Source organism: Pedobacter sp., assembly GCF_031119335.1.
Taxonomy (GTDB): Bacteria; Bacteroidota; Bacteroidia; order Sphingobacteriales; family Sphingobacteriaceae; genus Pedobacter.
Genome location: NZ_JAVHXT010000010.1, coordinates 78,743 through 102,401 on the forward strand (window position 1 = coordinate 78,743; position 23,659 = coordinate 102,401).

Here is a 23,659-nt window from a genome sequence, read left to right on the forward strand (position 1 = left end):
TAATTAAAATAATATGGAACAAACAGAATTCTTTAACGTTGCCGAAGTGCAACTAAGCTACAAGCCACACTTCAAAGCACAGGAACGTCCTCAAATCAGTACTTCTCAGCAAGCATATCAAGTGCTAATGAACAATTGGGACATGAGCCTTATTAATTTCCTAGAACAAGCTAAAATGATATTGTTAAACCGAAACAATAGAGTTTTAGGGATAGTTGATCTATCAAAAGGAGGAGGAAGTTCAACGGTGATGGACACTAGGGTGGTCTTTGCAATCGCTTTGAAGTCTACAGCGACTAGTATTATATTAGCACATAATCATCCGAGTGGTAATTTAAGACCATCTAGTGATGATATACGGATAACTAAGAAATTGAAAGAGGCTGCTAAGTTATTGGATATTGAGTTACACGATCATTTGATAATTAGTGAAAGTGGTTATTGCAGTATGTTAGAAGAGGCATATATTTGAAGCGGATTATTCCAACAAATATTCCAACAAATTCCAACAAATTCCAACAAAATAGATAATAAACAGATTAATAACTGGAAGCGTTGAAGGAATTAAACTTTTAGTGAGAAATAACAGAATGTGGCTTTAAAGCATCTGGAAGGGTGTTAAAAACCCTATAAAAAAGAAAAGAGATATCGCATCCACGCATATCTCTCTTTCTAACCAAATATAAACCTGTATGAACGGGTTGCTCTTTATTCCTTTTCAGGACTTTTATCTATTCTAGGGCGTTGATGTAAATCAACACTACAAATGTAGGTATTATTTTTCTTAGTGTAAATGGTACACTAAGAAAATTTAATTTTGTCAAGCGTTATGACAGTTCTGTGACTTTTGTGGGCGTTTTCTTGCAGTTTCGCCACTTTAAAGGTATCTTAACTGTTATGTCTGTAGTTTTGCTCCGCAAAAACTAACCTATTAACGCAAAAATACGAAATAGATTTTGCGCTGCTTTTTAAAAGTTTTATCATAATGTTGTATTTAACTTTTATTAACATTGTTTTACCTTTTTCATCATGAGTTCTTTTTTTATAAGGTATTCAAGATTGCTTTGCAATTTGGCTTGAACCAAAAGTAACAACCTGAGCATTAGCGAAAGCATACCTGTAAATAAAGACATTAACGCTAAGGTATAAATTTCAAGGTTGCTCAACCTTATCTTGCTTCAGCTCAATAAAACGTTAATAGTGCTGGATGAGACGTGTCATTGTTGCAGCAAAGATGAAAGGTTGATAAACACATCTGCACCCAGCTTAGTTGGTAGGTGCCCGGCCGTTCCTGCAAACGTTTTATTGGCTTACGGGGCGATATGCTAAGAGGCCGTGATTTCGTACTTGGGAAAGTTTGTACTCATTTCAACTGTTTAAAATCTAGTGCAGATAGGATAGGCTTAAATAGCCTTTGTGTTCTTGGTGTCTTGGTGGTTAAATCTTGTCCTAAGCTTATCCGTTAAAAAACAAAAAAGCAGTACCTCTCGGCACTGCTTTCTATTTTTGGTTTGGATGTCATGCTTAAATATGCTTAGCTACTTCTTGAGCTAAATCGATGATTTTGTTAGAATAACCCCACTCGTTATCATACCAAGAAACCACTTTTACGAAGTTATCGCTCAATGAGATACCAGCTTTAGCATCGAAGATAGATGTACGAGCATCACCTAAGAAATCTGAAGAAACTACTTCGTCTTCAGTATAACCTAAGATACCTTTTAACTCACCTTCTGAGGCTTCTTTCATCGCAGTTTTAATTTCTTCGTAACTAGCACCTTTCTCTAAACGTACAGTTAAATCTACTACAGAAACGTCTGCAACAGGTACACGGAACGACATACCGGTTAATTTACCTTTCAAATCAGGCAATACTAAACCTACTGCTTTTGCAGCACCAGTAGAAGAAGGGATGATGTTTTGGTAACCTCCACGTCCGCCTCTCCAGTCTTTAGCCGAAGGACCATCTACTGTTTTTTGAGTAGCAGTAACAGCGTGAACTGTAGTCATTAATCCTTCTAAAATGCCATACTTATCGTGTAATACTTTAGCAATTGGCGCTAAACAGTTAGTAGTACATGAAGCATTAGAAACGATATGCTGATCTGCCTTTAATTCTTTGTGATTTACGCCCATTACGAAAGTAGGGGTGTCATCTTTTGCAGGAGCAGACATGATCACTTTCTTAGCACCAGCATCAATGTGTTTTTGAGCTGTTTCTTGCGTTAAGAATAAACCTGTAGATTCGATAATTACCTCAGCACCTACAGCATCCCATTTTAAAGCTGCTGGATCTTTCTCTGCAGTAACGCGGATTGTTTTTCCGTTTACTACCAAATTGCCATCTTTAACTTCTACAGTACCGTCAAACTGACCGTGGGTAGAATCGTATTTTAACATATAGGCCATATAATCTGGTTCTACTAAGTCGTTGATACCAACAACTTCGATATCATTGCGTTTTACAGCGGCTCTAAAGGCTAAACGGCCAATACGGCCAAATCCGTTAATTCCTATTTTCATTTTCTTATTAATTATGATTGTGTAATCTATTTTTATTTAATTGTAATCATGAGCTCTCCCGATGTAAAATCGGGATCGGTTTTTGTTTTAATAATGGTGATGAAGCTGTCCAAAAGACGACTCATCGTATTTAATTGGTGTAATAATTTAATATGTTGTGTATGGGTTCTCTAGTTACTGATACAATGCTGATGTTGTATTTGCTTGCCACTTCTCGTAATTGATCTTGGAAAGCGCCAGCTACAGAACCCACAAAATGCACTTCTTCTTCTGGATGTTTTTCTAGCGTAGGGATGATATAGCTTTTTATATATTTATCAAATCCTTGGGCCAACAACTGTTGGATATAGGTATGGTTTCTATTATCGAGATAGAAATCCAAAAACGAGGCTAGGTAAGTTTGCGCCTGCGGTTTTCTGTACACACGTTCTAAGATGCTTGGTCGGTCTAAGTTGTACTGCGCTTCTATCTTCATTTTTAAATCTTCCGGCATTTTACCTTCCAAGAAGTTTTTCAACAGCATTTTACCAAAATAGTTGGCCGAGCCTTCATCGGCAAGGATATAGCCCAAGCCGTAATTGTTCTTCTCTGGTTTTTTGCCATTGTAGTAAGCACAATTGGCGCCACTGCCTAAAATGCCAACAATGCCCGTTTTATCGTGGCAGGCAGCAATAGCAGCTCCGTACACATCGTCTTTTACCTTAATTTTGCCATTCACAAAGAACTGCTCCAATGTACTGGTAAGTTCTTGTTGTTTCTCTTTGGCCGAGGCACCTGCTGCGAAAACGTAGATTTTTCTAATATTCTCTGCATTATGGATCAAGGTAATGTTCTTGCTAAGCACCTGCAACACTTGCTTAGGATCGTTAAAACAAGGATTAACACTTGCGGTATGCGTTTCGATCATGGCAGTGCCTTCTTGCCAAATTTTCCAGCAAGCATTTTTTGATCCGCTATATACTACTGCTATCATCTTAACTATATTGATAAAACGTGTGTCATTTGCAACAAATCATCTTCCAGCTTGTAATTACTTAAGCCACTAAGTGCTTCTTCTAAAGAGGTTAAGCCAATTTCGTTTCCTTTTAAACCTACCATCTTCATGCTTTCGCCAGCAATAAGTGCATTGGTAGCTGCAAAACCTAATCTGCTGCCTAAAATTCTGTCGAAACCACTTGGGCTACCACCACGTTGTAAGTGACCTAAAACCGTTACTTTGGTATCGTAGTGCGTAAACTTACGCTTCACTGCTTTCGCAATATCATAAGCGCCGCCGTATTTATTTCCTTCAGAAACAATTACAATGCTCGATGATTTTTTGGTTGAAGCACCTGATTTTAACTTGGTAATCAATTCTTTTAAAGAAGTTTCCCTTTCTGGTAAAAGTACTGCTTCGGCACCGCTGGCAATTGCACTACGCAAGGCAATACAGCCAGAGTCGCGGCCCATTACCTCAATAAAGAACAGCCTATCGTGAGAATCGGCGGTGTCTCTAATCTTATCTATGGCTTCTATAACGGTGTTAATGGCGGTATCGTAACCTAAGGTAAAGTCAGATCCGTAAAGATCGTTATCTATCGTTCCAGGCACGCCAATTACTTTAACGCCAAATTTTTCGCCAAATCGTTTAGCTCCGGTAAAGGTGCCATCGCCACCAATTACCACCAAGCCATCTATTTCTTTTTCTTGTAAATTCTTAAAGGCAATCTCCATTCCGGCATCCTCTTTAAACTCCAAACATCTGGCTGTTTTAAGGATGGTTCCGCCCATGTGTAAAATATTGCTTACAGAGCGGGCATTCATCGGAATTATGTTGTTATTGATTAGACCTTGGTAGCCTTGTATTGCACCGAACATGTTTTTGCCATGATAAATTCCGGTGCGTACCACGGCCCTAATGCAGGCATTCATGCCTGGAGCATCGCCTCCTGAGGTCAGTACTGCTATGTTCTTAATATTTGGTTTCATTCTGATTATACGAATATAACGTGTATTTTTTACACTAAGTAATTTTTTTTCAAATAATTTATGAATTAACGAAATAAGTGTCTTTATTTTGTTCCATATTTCGAACATTTTAAAGCGATTGTTTTGACAGAAGTGACCCCCGGTTTTGATTTTGCAGTCTCTATAGATTGTGTGCTTTTTGGCTTTGATGGTGCCGAACTTAAAATCTTGTTGATTGAGAGAAACGAGGAACCATTTAAAGATTGGTGGGCTTTGCCCGGAAACTTGGTTAACCACGAAGAAAGTGTTGATCAATCTGCACAGCGTATCTTGAAAGAGCTTACTGGCCTAAGCGATATTTACATGGAACAGTACTATGCCTTTGGCGATGTAAATCGACATCCGCAGGGTAGGGTAATTTCTGTAGCTTATTATGCCATGTTACGTTTAGGTGGCGATAAACCACTAAAACCGCTTAGCAATTACGCTAAAAAAGCGCAGTGGGTAAACGTGGCTAGCTTGCCTAAATTGGCTTTCGACCATCAAAACATCCTCAATAAAGGTTTAGAGAAAATTAAGCGCAGAATTAAGCACCTGCCATTGGCTTTCGAACTTTTGCCAGAAAAATTTACGCTTACCCAAGTGCAAAGTGTTTACGAACTTATTTTAGGTAAGAAACTGGATAAACGTAATTTCCGTAAGAAGATTTTAAGTTTTAAAGTGCTTAAAGAGCTAGAAGAAAAGCAACGTGGGGTATCTTTTAGGGCGGCTACATTGTACAAGTTTGATAAACGTAAGTACAACAAGCTGTTCGGTAAAGAAATTTCTTTTTAATTTTTTTCGCACTGTAATAATAGAACTGTTAATCAAAACAGATGAAACGCAGGTAAAACTTATGCGATCTCTTCCTGGTCGGCAAAGGTACTATCCTGGATAAAGATTGTAGTGTAAAGCTCCAGATAACCATAGGTGACTAGAGGACTATCGGAATATAGCAGCACTAGTTCTGCGCTTCAAATATTAAACGTTTTTCTTTACCCTAAACGAGAAATACTTTTGCGAGAAATAACTAAACACTGCCAATACTGCTGTAATTAAAGCTTTAGAAATGGAAGGGTAAAACTGGAAACCTTCTACCAATATCTTCATGAGGGCGTAGTTGAGTAAAATATTGGTGGCTACGACGGTGCCATACCTAAATAATTGGATGCGTCCTTTTAGGTTCGATTGTGTGAAAACTAAATACTTGTTTAACGTGAAGCCTACTAGAAAGGTGAACACAGATTCTAATGCAAGCGCAGCAATGGGAGCGGTAACCATGTACTCGCCAATGTGTACGTTTTTTTGGTGCAAAACGTAGTTGTAAATAATGAAATAAGCAACAATCCCAGAGGCTGCAGTAATACCTCCACTCGCCATGTAACGAAAAGTGCCGATAGAAAACCAATTTTTAAAAGGGGGATAGAAAAAATCGATAATGCGTAACGCTAATTTCCTCATCCTTTTTTGTAGGTTAATTGCTTGTTTAACATTTGTGCTGTGTTATTTCCTGCTTTAAATTGAAGCTTAAGGTGCTACAATGGTAAACAGATAGGCAGCAAAAATAGTTAATAATACAACGCCCTGCAATATGTTGGTTCTACCAGATCCGAGAGAAAGCATAATCGTAAATAACGACAACAGAAGTAGCGTTACAGACTTGGTGTCGATACCTAAAGTTATGGTCATTCCAGAAACTAAAGACACAATAGAAACAGCAGGTATGGTAAGCCCGATAGTTGCCAGCGCAGAGCCTAAAGCCAAGTTTAAACTTGTTTGCAGTCTGTTCTTTCTTGCTGCTCTGTAAGCTGCCAAGCCCTCTGGTAGCAAAACAACTGCAGCAATAATTACACCTACTAACATTTTTGGCGCACCTGCGCTAATTACTGCGTTTTCGATATCTGGAGCTAATGTTTTTGCTAGTAGCACTACAATGCCTAAACAAACTAATAACAATAAGCCGCTGCTTAACGCTACTGTTCTTGTAGGAGGTTCGGCATGTGCTTCTATACCTTTTTCGTCGTTGTCTGGTGGTAAAAAGAAATCTCTGTGCCTAACAGTTTGCACCAAAACGAACGTGCCGTATAAGATCAACGAAATAATGGCTACGAAAATAAGTTGGGCATCGTTATAGAAAGGACCTGCTACGCTAGTGGTGTGGTTTGGCAATACCAGTGTAAGTGTTAAAATGGCTGCTAGGGCAACTAAGGCTGCTTTTACACCATCTAAACTGAAGCGTTGTTGCTTAAATTTAACGCCACCTGCTAACAAACAAATGCCGACCATACCGGTAAGAATAATCATCACTGCGGCAAAAACGGTATCTCTTGCTAGTGCTTCGGTTCCAGGGCCGCCTGTGAGCATTAAGGAAACGATAAGCGAAACTTCAATGGTGGTTACTGCTAAAGCGAGGATTAGTGTTCCAAATGGCTCGCCAACTTTATGTGCTACCACCTCTGCATGGTGTACCGCCGACAATACACTGCCAATAAGAAGTGTTACCAGCAAAATCGTTCCAAAGCTGCCCATGCTATCAAGAGGCAAAAAGTAGGCTATCCAAGCTAAAATAGGTAGGGCAATTGTCCAGAGCGGAAGCGGTAGTTTTTTTAACATGTCGTTCAATTATCGATGTGAGTGTTTTGGGTAATTTTCAAAAATATGGTTATCAAGTTAGTATCCAAGCGTTCTGTGTAAATATTAGGCTACTAAAAAGCAGATAAGCATTTATGTTGTAACTTAGCTACACTAGATATACCTCAAAACACAAAAAAATGAAAAGATGTTTTTTCTTTTTGGCTTGTGCCTTATTCAATTTGGCTGCAGCTGCCCAAATAGATACTTTGGCGTACAGAGCAACAGCTAATACCATCCAGAAAAAATATGCCCCAGATAAACGTTCAGTGTATTTTGACGTTCGGTTTAAAGGCGATTCTGTTTTTGTGGAAAGTACATCTGAACAAGCCGTGTCTGCTTTCGGAAATTCTTTTGCAGCTAATGAAAAAGCAAAGCTGATATTGTCCGTCTTGCCATCAAAACAATTGAAAGATCAAATTTATGGTGTAACCACAATATCGGTAGCTAACAATAGAAGCAAGCCTTTTCATGGCGCAGAGCTAATGACACAAACCTTGTTAGGTACGCCCATCCAAATCTTGAAAAAGCAGGGTGGATTTTATTTGGTGAAATCGCCTGATGGCTATTTAGCTTGGACTGACGGTGGTTCTATCGCTTTGATGAACGAGAACAAATTTAAAGAATGGCAAGCTGCAAAGAAAATAATTTACGTAAACGATTATGGACATGCTCTTGTCAAAGCCGATCCGACTGCTGCTAGGATTTCTGACTTAGTAGCTGGAAATGTATTGAGATTTTTGGCTACTGAAGGCTCGTTTACTAAAGTTGCTTTTCCGGATGGGAGAGAAGCTTATATTCCAACAAATCAAACTGCAGATTATAGTGCTTGGTTAAAAAGACCAATTCCTAGCACTGAAGCGATTTTGAAAACTGCGCAAACTTTAATTGGCGTACCGTATTTATGGGGCGGCACTTCCATAAAAGGGGTAGATTGTAGTGGCTTTACCAAAACTGCCTACTTTTTGAATGGTGTGATCATTCCTCGTGATGCCTCGCAACAAGCTTTGGTTGGTGAAAAGTTGGACGTAACGGAAAATGATTCGGTTAGTGTAGAAAAATGCTTGAAGAATTTAAAGCCCGGAGATTTGATGTTTTTCTCTGCCGCTAAGCGTAGAGGTGTGAATGGTGGACGCATTAGCCACACAGCAATTTACATGGGCAATGGCGAATTTATCCAGTCTGCAGGAATGGTGAAGATCAGCAGTATTTTGCCAACGGCGACTAATTATGATGAGTATCAGACTAAAACCTTGGTAGGCGCAAGGCGGATTTTAACACAGATCAATCAGCCAGAAATTACTAAAGTTGAAAAGCACGATTGGTATTTTAGCAAGAAGTAATGAGCATTACAATTTATCACAACAGCAGATGTAGCAAAAGCAACGCTGCCTTAAAAGAAATTACAAAAAGTGGAGAGCCGTTCGAAGTGGTTAATTATTTGGAAGCTGTTCCCAGTATTACTGAATTAAAATCACTTTTGGCAAAATTGGATTTGAATCCAATTGATATTGTCCGTAAAACAGAGAAGATTTATTTGGAGAAATTTAAGGATAAAAACTTATCTGATGCGGAATGGATCAAGGCGCTGCATGAAAATCCAATTTTAATACAAAGGCCAATTATTGTCAATAGCGACAAGGCTGTAATTGCTAGAAGCGAAGAGGCTATTGATAGTATTCTTTAACTATAGCTTTCACAAAGTCGTCATTGCGAGGTACGAAGCAATCTTACAACTTTAGCTGAGAAAGTTCTTTAACGAATATAAATCTTTGGCTTTCCATCCTCAGCTTCCTCTTTCTTTGGAGGATTTACAGTTTTAATAGCCATCACTACAAAACCGTCTTTCTTTTCAGATAGATAAGGATAGTTCTTGCTGTCTACCACTCTTACATGTTTAATGGCATCAATACTAATAAAGGTACTATCAGGTTGTTTTTGCCACTCATCATCTACACTGAATAAAATATCTTTTTCACTTAACTTGCAGTATTTGCTAGCCAACTCATATAGATTAACTATTTCTGGCTTTTCTATCTTGTATTTAAAGAGAAGGCTTCTGGTAGCTTTATCGATGTTCAAATCATCAACATTGTTGTAATTGATGAAAATTGGATTTACGGTTTTAACCTTAGTTTTTGAATTGAAATTCCATGTAAGTACATCGTTATTTTGATGAGGTAGAAGAGAAGCGCTTTGGATGTCGTATATGACTTTAACCTTGGGTTTTGTCTTAGTTCTTAATACGGTATCTAACTTTGCCTCTTGCGCCTTTACAAAACCTAAACTGAACAACAACAAGATGATTGTAAACGTAAGCCTCTTCATTTATCATAATTTATTTTAGGATGTAGAAAAAAGCATTTTCCATAAAAAATCCCGATTTTTTAGATCGGGATTAAACATTTATGAATTACTTAACAAACTTCTCCAGCTTACCTTGCTTTCAATCGTCCAGTGCAAATCTTTAATTTCAATACGTTGTTGCTCCATCGTATCTCTATGACGAATGGTAACCGTATTATCTTCCAAAGTTTGGTGATCTACCGTGATACAGAAAGGCGTACCAACGGCATCTTGTCTACGATAACGTTTACCAATCGCATCTTTCTCTTCGTAAATACAATTAAAGTCAAACTTCAAAGCATCCATCACTTCACGAGCTTTTTCCGGCAAACCATCCTTTTTAGTTAAAGGGAAAATAGCCGCTTTAATTGGGGCTAGTGCAGGGTGCAAACGCAATAAAGTTCTGCTGTCCTGTCTTTCAGGCGTGCTTAAATCTTCCTCTTCCAATGCGTTAATCATCGTTAACAAGAACATTCTATCTAAACCAATTGATGTTTCAATTACATAAGGAACATAGTTGCCGTAAGGCTTTCCGTTCTCATCCAATTCAGCATCAAAATACTGCATTTTCTTACCGCTAAACTCTTGGTGTTGCGATAAATCGAAATCAGTTCTACTGTGAATACCTTCTACTTCTTTAAAGCCAAATGGGAATTCGAACTCAATATCTGTAGCTGCATTAGCATAGTGCGCTAGTTTCACGTGGTCGTGGTAACGATATTTCTCTGCAGGCGTACCCAAAGCTTTGTGCCATTTCAAACGAGCTTCTTTCCAGTACTCAAACCATTTTTTGTCTTCACCTGGACGAACAAAGAATTGCATTTCCATTTGCTCGAACTCACGCATACGCATAATGAACTGACGGGCAATTACCTCGTTTCTAAAAGCTTTACCAATTTGTGCAATACCGAAAGGAATTTTCATTCTGCCTGTTTTTTGCACGTTCAAGAAATTTACGAAAATACCTTGCGCAGTTTCTGGGCGTAAGTAGACCTTCTCACTGCCGTCTGCCATTGCGCCAAACTGCGTGTCAAACATCAAGTTAAACTGACGTACATCAGTCCAGTTCTTGGTGCCACTTACCGGGCAAGCAATTTCATGCTCTTCAATTAACGCTTTTAAACGAGGTAAATCCTCAGCTTTTAAAGCATCGTCCATGTCAGTTTGCAATTTTGCAGCTTTTTCGGTTTTGCCATCTTTCTCGTATTTGGCAATTCTATCTTCCAATAATTGGTCGGCACGGTAACGTTTTTTCGAATCCTTGTTGTCAATCATCGGGTCGTTAAAACCATCAACGTGACCACTAGCCTTCCAGATTTTTGGATGCATAAAAATAGCAGAATCAATGCCCACAATGTTTTCGTGCATTTGCACCATTGCTTTCCACCAATAAGTTTTGATGTTGTTTTTCAACTCCGCACCCAATTGTCCGTAGTCGTAAACCGCACTTAAGCCATCATATATTTCGCTGCTTTGGAACACAAAACCATATTCCTTTGCATGTGATATTACATTTTTAAAAAGTTCGTCGTTATTTTTCTGAGCCATAGTGCGCCAAAGATAATAAAAAAGGTAGAGGGTTTAAAGGCGTAAAACCTAAGGTTTTTGAAAAGCAATTTTAGTGCTAATTTGTTCCGAAAGCCCTGCTGTTCATTACAAGTCCGCACTCGCTACACTCGCTTGCGTGCTTTTCATTTCTATCAGGTTTATTTAACAAATGACAACATTTCAAACTTCGCGTTCTTTTCGAAACTCTCCTGTACATTGGTTAAAACGGATGTTCAACTAATATGAACTTAGGTGTCTTAGGTGGTGAAAAAATATACGCAAAGTTTTTGAAGTTTTCGCAAAGCACCGCAAAGGCACAAAAAACTAATATGAACTTAAATGCCTTACATGGTCAAAATTACAATAACCGCAAAGTTTTTGAAGTTTTCGCAAAGCACCGCAAAGGCAGACTAAAACTAATATGAACTTTAAATGTCTTGTAAGGTTAAAAAAGGAATAAACCTAATTTTTTACTACTTTCGGTTGTTTACGAAACGAGTACAGACAATGAAAAGAATACTTTCCATAGATGGCGGTGGCATTCGCGGGATCATACCAGGAATGATGTTAGTAGCTTTGGAAGAAAAAATTCAGCGAGCAACTAAAAATCCAGATGCCCACCTCATAGATTATTTCGATTTCTTTGCGGGCACTAGCACAGGCGGCATATTGTTATCTATACTTTTGTGCCCAAGCGATAAAGATCCTCTTAAGCCAAAATATACCGCCAAACAAGCATTAGATATCTACTTAGAACATGGGGAAGAAATTTTTTCTGCAAAACCATGGCGACGTTTCCTTAGCAGATTTGGCCTGTTAAGCGAACTTTACGATGCCACCATTCTGGAAAAGGTGTTATATGGTTACTTTGGTGAGAAGAAATTAAGTGAGCTGTTAAAGCCCTGCATTATCACTGCCTACGATATAGAGTTACGTAAAAATCATTTGTTCCGCCAGCAAAAGGCAATATCTCACGGCGATTCTAGAGATTTTTATATCAGAGATGTTTGTCGTGCAACATCTGCCGCACCAACTTATTTCTCTGTTGCAGAAGTTTTCTCTCTGGCAAAAACCCGCTATCCTTTAGTAGATGGAGGCGTGTTTGCTCATAACCCATCGCTATCAGCTTTGCTAGAAGTAATAAAAAGCCATAACACTTATAAAATAGATGACATTTGGATACTCTCGTTAGGTACAGGCCTTTCTAAAATATCTTACAATTACGAAGATTTTAAGAAGAAAAGAGCAATTTCTATCGGTCCGGCTTTGGTAGATATCATGAGCAGCAGTTCGGCAGAAAGTACCAATTACTTCCTTAAACAGTTGTTCCATTCTGTGAAGAAAATCAATAACTACATTAGAATAGAGCCAAGCAATCTTTCGTCTATCGATTCATCTATGGATGCAGCTTCTACTTCCAATATTCAAAAAATTGTATCGCTTGGCGATAAATTAGTGAGTGAAAATGAAGATCTGCTAGATCAAATTGTGGCTGGGCTTATCGAAGACAAAAAAGAGGAAAAAGATGAATCTGTTTGGAATTTCCTAAAGAGGTCTTAAATTTCTTAGCTGGTAAAACAAAAACTACCTTTGCATATCAAATTTAACAACTTGAGAAAAATACAATTTCTAGTTCTTGCAATTGCTTTATTGGGTATTGCCTGCATCGCCCCAAAGCAACACCACTATATCAGTTTTAAAACTGCGAAAGAGTTTCAAGCTTTTTTAAACAGAAAAACGAAGCCATATCCATTACTAAGTGCACACCGTGGCGGGCCAATGCCAGGCTTTCCAGAAAATGCTATTGAAACTTTCGAAAATGCGACCAATTATCAACCCGTAATTATCGAGTTTGACGTGGCGTTAAGTAAAGATTCTGCATTAGTCATTATGCATGACGATAAACTGGATAGAACAACCACTGGTTCAGGCTTGGTGTCGTCATACACTTATAAAGAATTGAAAAAACTTACCTTAAAAGACGACGACGGTAAGTTAACCAAGTTCAAAATTCCAACTTTAGAAGAAGTGTTGCGTTGGGGCAAAAATAAAGTGCTTTTCACCATCGACATTAAAAGAGGTGTGCCTTACGAAAAAATTATTGCTGCGGTACGTAAAACAAAGTCGGAAGCTAACTCCATCATCATTACCTATAATGCTAATCAAGCGGCAAAGGTGCATGAGTTAGCTCCAGATTTAATGATTTCTGCAACCATTAAAAGTCCAGAAGATTTGGAGCGTTTGAACAAAATGGGGGTGCCTAACGATAAAATTATTGCATTTGTTGGTGTTGCCGAACCTAGCAAAAGCCTTTACGAATATTTGCATAACAAAGGCATAAGCACTATTTTGGGCACCATGGGCAACTTAGATAGAAGTGCAAAGGCAAATCGTAACAAAACCATTTACAGTGATTTAATTGGCAATGGAGCAGATGTGCTTTCTACTGATGAAGTTGCTTTAGCAGGACAGCAGCTGGATGTTTATCGCAATCAAAAACAATTGAAGTTTAAAAACCTAAGCCTTAAATAAGTGAGCGTAATCGTAAAAAATCTGGCCAAACATTATGGCGAACAAAAAGCAGTAAACGAAATTAGTTTCGAAGCAAAACCTGGACGTATTTTAGGTTTTCTAGGGCCAAATGGTGCTGGTAAATCTACCACCATGAAAATGCTGACTGGTTATTTGCAGCCTACCTCTGGCCAAGCAGAAATTGTCGGGAAAGATATTCAATTGGAACCGTTGGAAGTGAAAAGATTGATAGGCTACCTGCCAGAGAATACACCTTTATATATGGATATGTATGTCCGCGAATTTCTGGGCTTTGTTGCAGAAACTTATGGATTAAAAAACGTTAAGCAAAGAGTAGAAGAAGTAATAAAATTGGTAGGTTTAACCCAAGAACAGCACAAGAAAATAGGAATGCTTTCTAAAGGTTACAAGCAAAGAGTAGGTTTGGCACAAGCCATTATCCACCAGCCGCAAGTGCTAATTTTAGATGAGCCAACATCGGGATTGGATCCAAATCAGCTATCCGATATTAGGGCGCTAATTAAAAACTTGGGCAAAGATAAAACTGTAATTATTTCTACTCACATTATGCAAGAGGTAGAAGCGCTTTGCGATGATGTAATTATCATCAATAAAGGTGTTTTGGTTGCAAATTCTTCAATAAATGATTTGAAAGAGAAGCATGCTCAATCATCTTTAGAAGATATTTTCAAGAAACTAACCCTTTAGTCAATTTTATAATCCCCATTATTAGTGAGGAATTCTTTGAGATTTAAAGGATTATCAATATACCGTTATGAATTATAGAAAATTTGCTGTACTACTTTTTATCACGCTTTCATCAGTTGTTAAAGCTCAATCTCAACAATTGAAAATTACTTTATCGCCAGAGATTAATGTGCCCACTGGCAATGCGTCGAGCATGACTGGGATTGGTTTTGGCGGAAGCGTAAAAGCTGAAATAGGTATTGCAGAGAGATATGCTATTACGGCTAATGGAGGATATAATATTTTTCTCACTAAACGAGTTTTCGGTACCAAAATAGCTAACATACAAGGCGTACCGGTAAAGTTAGGTTTAAAGCATTATCCTTCCCCAGACTTTTATATAGAAGGGCAAGCGGGCACGGCTTTTAGGATGGGAAGTTCATCTAAAACTTCTTTTGTTTGGTCGCCGGGATTTGGTACCTATTTTAAAACAGGAAGTTCGGAAAATAAATTAGAATTTGGGTTGAGATACGAAGCTTGGACTAATACAAGTTACGGTGCAACATCTACTTTAAAAACTACAAGTTTCAGTTTTATTGGATTAAGATTAGGTTATGTTTTTGGGTTATAGATTGTGTGTTTGTTAAAATAATATGCTGATTTACATTTGTTTGTAATATTTTTGATGTGTAAGTGTAACGATTGGCAATATTGTTGTGTCTATTGGAGCAGTTTTATTAATACACAAATTTAAATTACTTAAAATGAAACCATTCCGATATGATCGGATAGCTTCATCACAATTAAAACAAAAATCAAAAACGATGAAAAAATTACTATTATCATTAGCTCTTGTAGCTGGTTTAGGCTTAGCTGCTAACGCACAAACAAAAGATCCTGCAATGGGTGGCTCTAAACTCGGTGTTGGTGCAGATTTCGCTTTCCCAATGGGAGATTTTGGGGATGTTTGGAATTTTGGAGTTGGAGGTTCATTGAATTTCCAAGCGCCAATTGCAAATAAATTAAATTTCGTAGGTGAGGCTGGATATTTAAGTTTCACTTCAAAAGAATTTGCTGGTGTTACAGTTAGTACTGGCTTTGTTCCGTTGAAAGCTGGCGTAAGATATTTCTTAGCAGAAAATTTTTATGCTCAAGGTCAATTAGGTGCGGCTATCTCAACAGAAACTAATGGTGGTACTGCTTTCTTATATGCACCAAGTTTAGGTGTAGAGTTCCCAGTAGCAGATAAAATGGCTATCGATTTTGGTGCTCGTTACGAAGGTTGGTCTAAGAACGGAACATCTTCGTTCATCGGTCTAAGAGCAGCTTTAAACTTCGGTTTATAATCTAAATAAAATTTGAAAGTTCACTACCTCAGTGAACTTTCAAATTAAATAACCATTTAATATTAACAATCAAAAAAACAAAATGAAAAGAATCCTTCTATTATTAACGTTGGCGGCTGGTTTAACTACAGCTGTAAACGCTCAAGACAAACCTGTTTCTTTCGGAGTTAAAGCAGGTGTGACCTTTCCAAAAATCACCGCTTCAACAATGGGAATTTCATTAAATACTTCTTCTAAAACATCGTTTTATGTAGGTGGTATTGCAGATATCAACATTTCACCAATTTTCTCGTTTCAGCCAGGTTTGACCTATGTTGGCAAGGGAGGCAAATTTGATATCCGCGAAATGGCAGAACAAATGGGTGCTGATCCAGAAGATTTGAATGGTGCTGACGCTATTACATTTAATTATTCGTATTTAGAACTTCCTCTAAATCTTTTAGCAAATTTTAATGCTGGAACTGGAAAGGTTTTTATAGGTGCGGGTCCATATGCAGCTTATGCTTTATCTGCTAATATCAAAGCTGGCGATGAAAAAATTGATGCTGAATTTGGTTCTGAGGATGGCCAGCTGAAAAGAATGGAGTTTGGACTAAACTTTTTAGGAGGTTATAAACTAAGCAATGGACTAAATATACATGCAGGCTATGGTTTAGGTTTAAGCAATACAGAAAACAGTAACGAAGGAAATACCAAAAATAAAGTTTTCTCAGTAGGCTTAGGCTTCAATTTCTAAGAAAAAATAAGTTAATTAAAAGCCTCGACAATTTTGTCGGGGCTTTTTTGTTTTAACAGATATTGTATAACTTCGGCAATCCTATCACATCGCATGCTAGCAGTATTTAAGAGAGAGTTATTCAGTTTCCTTAGTTCATCAATGGCCTACATTACCATCGGTATATTCTTATTGGCCTGCGGTTTAATGTTTTGGTTCTTCCCAGATACCTCAATTTTAGAATACGGATATGCAGAAATGGACGGTTTCTTCAGCCTAGTCCCTTATCTATTCATGTTCCTTATTTCGGCCATCGCTATGCGTTCTTTTGCCGAGGAAAGAAAAGAAGGTACTTATGTTTTGCTGGCCACGCGGCCGCTAACCGATTTACAGATTATATTGGCAAAGTATCTAGCTTGTATGGTATTAGTGCTTTTTTCTCTGTTGCCAACCTTGGTTTATTATTATAGCATTTCGCAGTTGGGCCTGCCCAAAGGGAATATAGATACAGGAGCAGTCATAGGCTCGTACATTGGTTTGTTTTTACTTGGCAACGCATTCACCTCGATTGGTATTTTTGCTTCGTCCGTTACTAAAAATCAAATTATTGCCTTTGCAATAGCTGTTTTTCTTTGTTTTTTTATGTATAGCGGTTTCGATTCGATAAGTAGAATTAGTGCTTTTGAAAGTATTTCTAGCGTGTTGGTGAATTTTGGCATAGCCGAACATTACCAGTCTATTAGTAGGGGCGTTTTAGATACGAGAGATGCTGTATATTTCATCACTTTTGTGGCTTTCTTTTTAGGGTTAACCAAATTGGCAATAGGAGGTAGGAAATGGTAGGGGAAAGACTAAAGACTAAAGACCAAAGACTAAAGAACAGGAAATTTAAGTTTCTGCTGCTTGTTGTGACTTTGATTGTACTAAATGTAGTGACGCAGCTTGCCTACACTAGGATAGATTTTACTAAAGAAAAACGGTTTACCTTAACCGAAAAAACTAAAGAAACGTTAAAGCAAAATAAGCACGATGTAGAAATAACCATTTTTTTAGATGGCGATATGCCTGCAGCTTTTAAGCGTTTGCGCAATGCTACTAAAGATTTGCTATTAGACTATAAGGCTTATGCTAATGGGAAATTTAAGGTCGTATTTGTAGATCCAATTTCTGGACTAACAATTAACGAACAAGATACAGTTATTCAGCAGTTGTATGAAATGGGCATTAAACCTACAAACATCAACATCAAAACTGATGCTGGTTTTTCTGAAAAGTTGGTTTTTCCAATGGCTTTAATTGAAAGTAACGGGAAACGGATGCCAGTGAAATTGCTTCAAAATTTGGGTGGAGAAGCATCTAATTATGATGAAAGCATTAATAACTCCATCAAGAATTTAGAGTATGTGTTTACATCATCCTTAAAAAAAGTAATTACTGGTTATAACCCAAGAATAGGTTTTACCGAGGGCAACGGAGAACCTAACGACTTACAGTTATATGATGCCATGAGCACTTTGTCTGATAGTTATGTGGTGGGTAGGGTTAACCTAGATTCGATGACAAAAGAAGGGCTGGATAGTTTGAAAATGTTGGTGATTGCCAAGCCTTCGAAACCTTTTACGGAGGCTCAAAAGTACAAAATCAACTACTTTGTGATGAAAGGAGGGCATGTGGTTTGGTCTATCGATCAGGTGCGTATGGATTTGGATAGCTTGCGTAGCGGAAGATCTTTCATGGCTGCTAATAATTCCCTCAACTTGGACGATATGTTGTTTGAGTACGGTGCCCGTGTTAATTACGATATCATTGCCGATGTAAATTGCGCCGAAATTCCTGTGGCAATGTCTGGCGGTCCCAAAGGGGATATCCAACTGGCACCATGGCTTTATTATCCAATTTTATTGCCAGATACATCTAACAGCGTTGTTAAAAACTTGGATAACATTAAAAGCGAATTTGCAAGCACGGTAGATACCATTGGCAGTAGAAATGTAAATAAGCGAATTATTCTTCGAACATCGTCATACAACAAGGTTTACACTTCGCCGAAAATGTTTAACCTACAAATGGTTGAAGAACAACCAACCGAAAAAGAATTTACCAATCAGCCAAGAAATGTAGGGGTGTTGTTAGAAGGAAGTTTTAAATCGGTGTTTTTAAATAGACCGGTGCCAGAGGCGATAAAAGAAAAGTTTGATTTGCCCGCACAGAGTAAACCAGCAAAGATGATCGTTTTGGGCGATGGGGATATTTTCCGAAACCAGGTAGCTGGCGATGGTTCGCCTTTTCCACTCGGTTTTGACAGGTACACACAACAGAATTTTGGCAACAAGGCTTTGCTTTTGAATATTGCAGATTACTTTACTAGTACCGATAACCTCATCGCCCTGCGAAATAAAGAAGTTACCGTAAGATCACTAGATAAAACTTTAGTACGCACCGAAAAAACAAAATGGCAGCTTGTAAACACAGTTTTACCTATTTTGTTGTTAATATGTTTCGCAATTTTTCAACATTATTATCGTAAACATAAGTATGCAAAGTAAAATTTCATACTTTTGATTCCATATATAACAAACTATGAGATTTATAGTATCCACATCGACATTATTAAAGCATTTACAAACGGTTAATGGTGCTTCGAGTAGCAGCACGGTATTGCCAATTTTGGAGAATTTCCTGTTTGAAATTAAAGAAGGAAATTTGACCATTTCTGCTACAGATTTGCAAACGAGCATGACTACTTCTTTGGCAGTTGAATCTAAAGAAGAAGGTAAGGTAGCTGTACCGTCTAGAATTTTATTAGATACTTTAAAAACCCTTCCAGATCAGCCTATTTCATTTAACGTGGATGATAATAGTTTCGCTATTGAGATTAGTGCTGGTGATGGTAAATATAAATTGAGCGGCGAAAACGGCGAGGATTTTCCAAAAATTCCTGTTGTAGATAATGCCTCATCTGTAAATCTTCCGGCATCTGTTTTGGGCGAAGCTATCACTAAAACAATTTTTGCAGTAAGTAATGATGAATTGCGACCAGCAATGACCGGAGTTTTTTGTCAGTTATCTCCTCAAAACATCACCTTTGTAGCTACGGATGCCCATAAATTGGTTCGTTACAGAAGAAACGATAGCAAGGCTGATAAAGCATCTTCATTTATTTTGCCTAAAAAAGCATTGACTTTATTAAAGGCTGCTTTACCAAATAACGACGTAAATGTTTCTGTAGATTATAATGCTACAAGTGCATTTTTCAAGTTCGAAAACATCAACCTGATCTGTCGTTTAATTGATGAGCGTTATCCAGATTATGAAGCAGTAATTCCTGCAAACAATCCAAATAAGTTGGTAATTGATAGAGCTTTGTTTTTGAATACATTACGTAGGGTAGTAATTTTTGCCAACAAAACTACACATCAGGTGCGTTTAAAAATTAACGGTAGCGAGTTGCACATCTCTTCAGAAGATTTAGATTTCGCTAACGAAGCTCATGAACGTTTAAGCTGCCAATATGATGGTGAAGATTTAGAGATTGGTTTCAATGCTCGTTTCTTGATCGAAATGTTAAATAACTTAAGTGGCGAAGAAGTAACTTTAGAGTTATCTACACCAAACAGAGCAGGGTTGTTAATTCCTCAAACTAACGATGAAAACGAAGATGTGTTGATGTTAGTAATGCCTGTGATGTTGAATAACAGCTACTAGTAGAAAATTAAAACATACTTTAAAATATATGAAAGTCCGAGCTAGACACTCGGACTTTTTTTTAGGTTGTTGTTGATTTATAAAAACACATGCAGACAATATATTTCTAATGCTGCTTTAATAAATATTTACATAAACAATACAACAATTTAGCAATTTAAAAATCCAACTAATACGCATATTGCTTATTTTAGCGCAAAATTTAAATACATTGGAAATACTAGATTTATTTATAAGCTTACTTACCGATACAAAAGATACGCTAAGTGCAATCATTTATGAATACAGAACTTGGACCTATCTAATTCTATTCATCATTATTTTTGCCGAAACGGGATTTGTAGTGACACCATTTTTACCAGGAGATTCGATGCTGTTTGCCATGGGTGCAATTGTAGCTGCCGGAAATACTGGATTAGATATCTGGTTTCTATGTTTTATTTTAACTGCTGCCGCGATTTTAGGCAATACCTTAAATTACAGGCTTGGAAAATACTTCGGCATCAAAGTGTTTAAGGAAGAAAATAAAATTTTGAAGCTTAAATATTACCACCAATCTCATGAATATTTCGAGAAACACGGTGCTGTAGCTATTGTATTTTCAAGGTTCTTGCCAATTTTTAGGACTATTGCGCCATTTGTTGCTGGTGCTGCAAGAATGGAATTTGGGAAGTTTACCTTATATAACATTATAGGTGGTATTGCTTGGATTTTCAGCTTGTCTTTCGCTGGTTACCTATTAGGTAAAATTCCATTTGTAGAAAAGAATTTTGAAGTAATTATTGTAATAATCGCTGTAGGTACATTTGCTCCTGTAATTATTGCAGCGCTTAAATCGCTATTTAAAAAGAAACCTATTGATAAACAAATAGAAGAAGAGATTAATCCTGAATAATAAAGAAGAAGGCTTACTGTTTAGTAAGCCTTTTTAATTTGAAGTCTTACCTCCGCTGCTCCGGATTGCAAACAGAGCAAAGCGAGTTCATAAAATAACCCCGACTAGCGAAATTACAATTGACCGTTTTAAACAGTTAACCAATTAACCCAGCTTAATATTCCCTGCCAATAATCTTCCCTTCCTGATACTTTTTATCAATCTTTTCAGCTTGTTGTTTATCTTCTATGGTAGCTTCAATTCTTATCATGTTTCGTAAGTCGGGTTGCCCCGCGTCAACCCAGGCAGAATACCAATAAGAGCCTACCTTAATAATCGATGATTTCATCTGCCTTTCTACCATGCCATTCATCATATCAGAATAAGCTTTAGAATATGCTACAGAATACTGTTTCATCACGTTTTTTCCACGTATAGAGAAGTCATATTTTTGGTCGGCGGGGAAAGTTTCGCTCAATTTCTTCTCAAAGCTCAGCACGGTATCTACCATAGTATGTGCATTTTTTACAATTTTCCAAGCTTCCTTTAACGGGTCTTCTATATAATTAGCTTTGCCAACCAATAAATTGTAGTTTTTTGCAAATAACTCAGGTACTCTCGATTCCCAAAATCCATGAATACCCACTTGGTTGGTTAACTGACCATTATAGTTGCGTGTGGTATGTAAGGGTACGTGTGCATCTCCAATGTAATGTCCAAGATCGGCAGAATATCTTAATATTTTTGAAGAGTCACGTTCTTTAAAAGCCCTTACCAGGTTGTTGTAGGTACGTTGTATTTGCCAAGGTACAATGCCCTCTTTGGCTAAATGTTTTGCACCGTATTTGTTTACTGCATCATTCCATTTTTCGGGAATACTGTCTATGTGGCTTTCATAATTTTCTACATCAATAAAGTGACGAGGTGCCTCTGCGGTATCTGCGTAACGTCGTTTGTCTGGATCAACCGCATGTTCGGTAATGTATTTATGGTTGTTTTTGTAGAAGCCAATCATGCCTTCAGGCAATGTGAATATAGCGAGCTGGTTAATTCTTTTGTGAGCATAAAACCCCCAAGAAGATAGCAGCACAACAGCACTAATTAATAAAAGGCAAAGGGATAGTTTCTTCATTGCTCTACAATTTGTATGATGGTAAAAATAAGAAAATCGCTTGTCTATAAGGGTAAGTATCACAACTTTTTTATGACTTTGATTAGTCGGAAGCTCTATTCAAAATGTCTATATTTGTTCAAAATATAAATCTTATGCAAGAAATAAAGAAATATGTAGAAGATAACAAGCAACGTTTTTTAGACGAGCTTTTCGAGTTATTACGTTTTCCTTCGGTAAGTGCAGATCCAAAATATAAAGGCGATGTGTTAAAAACTGCCGATTTTGTTGCCCAGAAATTGAAAGAGGCTGGTGCCGATAAAGTAGAAATTTGCGAAACAGCTGGTTATCCAATAGTATATGGTGAAAAAATTGTAGATCCAAGCTTGCCAACGGTATTAATTTATGGGCACTATGATGTGCAACCGCCGGATCCATTAGAACTTTGGAAAACTCCACCTTTCGAACCAACACTACGCGATGGTAAAATTTATGCTCGCGGTGCTTGCGACGATAAAGGTCAGTTTTACATGCACGTAAAAGCTTTCGAATTAATGATGCAAACCAACACTTTGGCTTGTAACGTAAAGTTCATGATAGAAGGTGAGGAAGAAGTTGGTTCAGCAAACCTTGGCATTTTCGTAAAAGCTAATACCGAGCGTTTAAAAGCGGATGTGGTTTTGATTTCTGATACTTCGATGATCAGTATGGAAAATCCATCTATTGAAACTGGTTTGAGAGGTTTGGCATATATGGAAGTAGAAGTGGTAGGTCCGAACAGAGATTTGCATTCTGGCGTTTATGGAGGCGCAGTAGCTAATCCAGCAACAATTCTTTGTAAAATGATTGCTTCATTACACGACGAAAATAACCATATCACCATTCCTGAGTTTTACGATAAAGTGCAAGAATTAAGCGATGCAGAAAAACAAGCTTTAAATTCTGCGCCATTCGATTTGGAAGAGTACAAAAAAGATTTAGAAATTGATGCTGAGTGGGGCGAAAAAGGATATTCAACTTTAGAGCGTACCGGAACAAGACCAACTTTAGAAGTGAACGGTATTTGGAGCGGCTATATTGGCGAAGGTGCTAAAACCGTGTTGCCAAGCAAAGCAAACGCTAAAATTTCTATGCGTTTGGTACCTCATCAAAATTCTGATGAAATCAGCGAGATTTTTGCCAAACACTTTGAGAAAATTGCACCAAAAGGCGTAAAAGTAACGGTAACTCCACATCATGGAGGTGAGCCGGTAGTTACTCCAACAGATAGTGTTGCATACCGTGCTGCAGAAAAAGCTATTGAAGACAGCTTTGGTAAAAAGCCAATTCCTACACGTGGTGGTGGCAGTATTCCAATCGTAGCTTTATTCGAAAATGTTTTGGGTATTAAGTCTGTATTATTTGGTTTTGGATTAGATAGCGATGCGCTACATTCTCCAAACGAGAAATACGATGTTTATAATTATTACAAAGGCATAGAAACCTTACCCTTGTTCCATAAATATTTTGCCGAACTAAATAAATAACAATATTTACTTATTTGTTTCTTAAAGCCTTTTGATTTAAAATCGAAAGGCTTTTTTATTTTTTTTAACTTTATTTAAGTTTTTTAAAGTAAATTTTAATGATTTGTTAATATTTACTTTATGCTGTTT

General features: G+C 37.6%; 23 protein-coding genes. 15 read left to right on the plus strand and 8 right to left on the minus strand.

Annotation, left to right across the window (positions count from 1 at the left end; translation table 11 throughout):
* The first annotated feature begins 13 nt into the window (after positions 1-13).
* On the plus strand, positions 14-472 hold the full coding sequence (locus REI64_RS11965) for a JAB domain-containing protein (protein ID WP_308850359.1): 459 nt from the start codon (positions 14-16) through the stop codon (positions 470-472).
* A gap of 1,052 nt (positions 473-1,524) precedes the next feature.
* Here the strand turns inward: REI64_RS11965 and gap are convergent.
* The 3 genes from gap to pfkA all read right to left on the minus strand — a co-directional run bounded on the left by gap (position 1,525) and on the right by pfkA (position 4,491).
* The gene (gene gap, locus REI64_RS11970; RefSeq protein WP_308850360.1) at positions 1,525-2,523 is read right to left on the minus strand and encodes a type I glyceraldehyde-3-phosphate dehydrogenase; all 999 of its coding nucleotides are present in this window, start codon (positions 2,521-2,523) and stop codon (positions 1,525-1,527) included.
* A 130-nt stretch (positions 2,524-2,653) separates the two neighbouring features.
* Positions 2,654-3,496 carry a hypothetical protein gene (locus REI64_RS11975; protein WP_308850361.1) on the minus strand — a complete coding sequence of 281 codons (843 nt, stop codon included), beginning with the start codon at positions 3,494-3,496 and terminating at the stop codon, positions 2,654-2,656.
* A 5-nt stretch (positions 3,497-3,501) separates the two neighbouring features.
* On the minus strand, positions 3,502-4,491 hold the full coding sequence (pfkA, locus tag REI64_RS11980; RefSeq protein ID WP_308850362.1) for a 6-phosphofructokinase: 990 nt from the start codon (positions 4,489-4,491) through the stop codon (positions 3,502-3,504).
* A gap of 123 nt (positions 4,492-4,614) precedes the next feature.
* Here pfkA and REI64_RS11985 point away from each other — a divergent pair, with 123 nt between their 5' ends.
* Positions 4,615-5,304: an NUDIX domain-containing protein gene (locus tag REI64_RS11985; RefSeq protein WP_308850363.1), complete on the plus strand. Its 690-nt coding sequence runs from the start codon at positions 4,615-4,617 to the stop codon at positions 5,302-5,304.
* Positions 5,305-5,490: 186 nt separating this feature from the next.
* On the opposite strand, the gene REI64_RS11990 is transcribed toward REI64_RS11985, so the two are convergent.
* Together REI64_RS11990 and REI64_RS11995 are read right to left on the minus strand one after the other, a co-directional pair.
* The gene (locus tag REI64_RS11990; protein WP_308850364.1) at positions 5,491-5,970 is read right to left on the minus strand and encodes a GtrA family protein; all 480 of its coding nucleotides are present in this window, start codon (positions 5,968-5,970) and stop codon (positions 5,491-5,493) included.
* Positions 5,971-6,036: 66 nt separating this feature from the next.
* Positions 6,037-7,122, minus strand: a complete 1,086-nt coding sequence (locus REI64_RS11995; protein ID WP_308850365.1) for an ionic transporter y4hA — start codon at positions 7,120-7,122, stop codon at positions 6,037-6,039.
* Positions 7,123-7,280: 158 nt separating this feature from the next.
* On the opposite strand from REI64_RS11995, the gene REI64_RS12000 reads away from it, so the two are divergent.
* Together REI64_RS12000 and REI64_RS12005 are read left to right on the plus strand one after the other, a co-directional pair.
* Entirely contained in the window at positions 7,281-8,483 is a 1,203-nt protein-coding gene (locus REI64_RS12000) for an SH3 domain-containing C40 family peptidase (protein WP_308850366.1), read from the plus strand.
* The gene (locus REI64_RS12005; protein WP_308850367.1) at positions 8,483-8,827 is read left to right on the plus strand and encodes an arsenate reductase family protein; all 345 of its coding nucleotides are present in this window, start codon (positions 8,483-8,485) and stop codon (positions 8,825-8,827) included. The genes REI64_RS12000 and REI64_RS12005 overlap by 1 nt, the downstream gene beginning before the upstream one ends.
* Positions 8,828-8,895: 68 nt before the next feature.
* Here REI64_RS12005 and REI64_RS12010 read toward each other — a convergent pair whose 3' ends face one another.
* Together REI64_RS12010 and REI64_RS12015 are read right to left on the minus strand one after the other, a co-directional pair.
* Positions 8,896-9,468, minus strand: a complete 573-nt coding sequence (locus tag REI64_RS12010; protein WP_308850368.1) for a hypothetical protein — start codon at positions 9,466-9,468, stop codon at positions 8,896-8,898.
* A 78-nt stretch (positions 9,469-9,546) separates the two neighbouring features.
* Positions 9,547-11,034, minus strand: coding sequence for a glycine--tRNA ligase (locus REI64_RS12015; protein ID WP_308850369.1), 1,488 nt, complete (start codon positions 11,032-11,034; stop codon positions 9,547-9,549).
* A gap of 507 nt (positions 11,035-11,541) precedes the next feature.
* Here REI64_RS12015 and REI64_RS12020 point away from each other — a divergent pair.
* From REI64_RS12020 to REI64_RS12065, 10 genes are all read left to right on the plus strand, one after another.
* Positions 11,542-12,594 (plus strand): patatin-like phospholipase family protein, encoded by a 1,053-nt coding sequence (locus REI64_RS12020; RefSeq protein WP_308850370.1) that lies wholly within the window; start codon positions 11,542-11,544, stop codon positions 12,592-12,594.
* A gap of 51 nt (positions 12,595-12,645) precedes the next feature.
* Positions 12,646-13,566, plus strand: coding sequence for a glycerophosphodiester phosphodiesterase family protein (locus REI64_RS12025; protein ID WP_308850371.1), 921 nt, complete (start codon positions 12,646-12,648; stop codon positions 13,564-13,566).
* The gene (locus tag REI64_RS12030) at positions 13,567-14,274 is read left to right on the plus strand and encodes an ATP-binding cassette domain-containing protein (protein ID WP_308850372.1); all 708 of its coding nucleotides are present in this window, start codon (positions 13,567-13,569) and stop codon (positions 14,272-14,274) included.
* A 67-nt stretch (positions 14,275-14,341) separates the two neighbouring features.
* A complete protein-coding gene (locus tag REI64_RS12035) occupies positions 14,342-14,884 on the plus strand; it encodes a hypothetical protein (RefSeq protein ID WP_308850373.1) in 543 nt (180 codons plus the stop codon).
* Between the two features lie 193 nt (positions 14,885-15,077).
* Positions 15,078-15,599: an outer membrane beta-barrel protein gene (locus REI64_RS12040; RefSeq protein ID WP_308850374.1), complete on the plus strand. Its 522-nt coding sequence runs from the start codon at positions 15,078-15,080 to the stop codon at positions 15,597-15,599.
* Between the two features lie 82 nt (positions 15,600-15,681).
* Positions 15,682-16,335, plus strand: a complete 654-nt coding sequence (locus REI64_RS12045; protein WP_308850375.1) for a porin family protein — start codon at positions 15,682-15,684, stop codon at positions 16,333-16,335.
* 93 nt (positions 16,336-16,428) lie between these two features.
* Complete coding sequence (gene gldF, locus REI64_RS12050; protein WP_308850376.1) at positions 16,429-17,157, plus strand: gliding motility-associated ABC transporter permease subunit GldF; 729 nt, start codon at positions 16,429-16,431, stop codon at positions 17,155-17,157.
* Positions 17,151-18,860: a gliding motility-associated ABC transporter substrate-binding protein GldG gene (gene gldG / locus REI64_RS12055; protein ID WP_308850377.1), complete on the plus strand. Its 1,710-nt coding sequence runs from the start codon at positions 17,151-17,153 to the stop codon at positions 18,858-18,860. Before gldF ends, gldG begins: the two co-directional genes overlap by 7 nt.
* Positions 18,861-18,894: 34 nt before the next feature.
* Complete coding sequence (gene dnaN / locus REI64_RS12060; RefSeq protein WP_308850378.1) at positions 18,895-20,019, plus strand: DNA polymerase III subunit beta; 1,125 nt, start codon at positions 18,895-18,897, stop codon at positions 20,017-20,019.
* A 211-nt stretch (positions 20,020-20,230) separates the two neighbouring features.
* Positions 20,231-20,914 carry a VTT domain-containing protein gene (locus tag REI64_RS12065; protein ID WP_308850379.1) on the plus strand — a complete coding sequence of 228 codons (684 nt, stop codon included), beginning with the start codon at positions 20,231-20,233 and terminating at the stop codon, positions 20,912-20,914.
* Positions 20,915-21,068: 154 nt separating this feature from the next.
* On the opposite strand, the gene REI64_RS12070 is transcribed toward REI64_RS12065, so the two are convergent.
* On the minus strand, positions 21,069-22,025 hold the full coding sequence (locus REI64_RS12070; protein WP_308850380.1) for a zinc dependent phospholipase C family protein: 957 nt from the start codon (positions 22,023-22,025) through the stop codon (positions 21,069-21,071).
* Positions 22,026-22,159: 134 nt separating this feature from the next.
* Here REI64_RS12070 and REI64_RS12075 point away from each other — a divergent pair, with 134 nt between their 5' ends.
* Positions 22,160-23,530: a dipeptidase gene (locus REI64_RS12075; protein ID WP_308850381.1), complete on the plus strand. Its 1,371-nt coding sequence runs from the start codon at positions 22,160-22,162 to the stop codon at positions 23,528-23,530.
* The last annotated feature ends 129 nt before the right edge of the window (positions 23,531-23,659 follow it).

Coding starts and splice junctions, on each gene's coding strand:
- REI64_RS11965 (WP_308850359.1), top strand. CDS start 14: ATGGAACAAACAGAATTCTTTAACGTTGCCGAAGTGCAACTAAGCTAC.
- gap (WP_308850360.1), bottom strand. CDS start 2,523: ATGAAAATAGGAATTAACGGATTTGGCCGTATTGGCCGTTTAGCCTTT.
- REI64_RS11975 (WP_308850361.1), bottom strand. CDS start 3,496: ATGATAGCAGTAGTATATAGCGGATCAAAAAATGCTTGCTGGAAAATT.
- pfkA (WP_308850362.1), bottom strand. CDS start 4,491: ATGAAACCAAATATTAAGAACATAGCAGTACTGACCTCAGGAGGCGAT.
- REI64_RS11990 (WP_308850364.1), bottom strand. CDS start 5,970: ATGAGGAAATTAGCGTTACGCATTATCGATTTTTTCTATCCCCCTTTT.
- REI64_RS11995 (WP_308850365.1), bottom strand. CDS start 7,122: ATGTTAAAAAAACTACCGCTTCCGCTCTGGACAATTGCCCTACCTATT.
- REI64_RS12000 (WP_308850366.1), top strand. CDS start 7,281: ATGAAAAGATGTTTTTTCTTTTTGGCTTGTGCCTTATTCAATTTGGCT.
- REI64_RS12005 (WP_308850367.1), top strand. CDS start 8,483: ATGAGCATTACAATTTATCACAACAGCAGATGTAGCAAAAGCAACGCT.
- REI64_RS12010 (WP_308850368.1), bottom strand. CDS start 9,468: ATGAAGAGGCTTACGTTTACAATCATCTTGTTGTTGTTCAGTTTAGGT.
- REI64_RS12015 (WP_308850369.1), bottom strand. CDS start 11,034: ATGGCTCAGAAAAATAACGACGAACTTTTTAAAAATGTAATATCACAT.
- REI64_RS12020 (WP_308850370.1), top strand. CDS start 11,542: ATGAAAAGAATACTTTCCATAGATGGCGGTGGCATTCGCGGGATCATA.
- REI64_RS12035 (WP_308850373.1), top strand. CDS start 14,342: ATGAATTATAGAAAATTTGCTGTACTACTTTTTATCACGCTTTCATCA.
- REI64_RS12040 (WP_308850374.1), top strand. CDS start 15,078: ATGAAAAAATTACTATTATCATTAGCTCTTGTAGCTGGTTTAGGCTTA.
- REI64_RS12045 (WP_308850375.1), top strand. CDS start 15,682: ATGAAAAGAATCCTTCTATTATTAACGTTGGCGGCTGGTTTAACTACA.
- gldF (WP_308850376.1), top strand. CDS start 16,429: ATGCTAGCAGTATTTAAGAGAGAGTTATTCAGTTTCCTTAGTTCATCA.
- gldG (WP_308850377.1), top strand. CDS start 17,151: ATGGTAGGGGAAAGACTAAAGACTAAAGACCAAAGACTAAAGAACAGG.
- dnaN (WP_308850378.1), top strand. CDS start 18,895: ATGAGATTTATAGTATCCACATCGACATTATTAAAGCATTTACAAACG.
- REI64_RS12070 (WP_308850380.1), bottom strand. CDS start 22,025: ATGAAGAAACTATCCCTTTGCCTTTTATTAATTAGTGCTGTTGTGCTG.
- REI64_RS12075 (WP_308850381.1), top strand. CDS start 22,160: ATGCAAGAAATAAAGAAATATGTAGAAGATAACAAGCAACGTTTTTTA.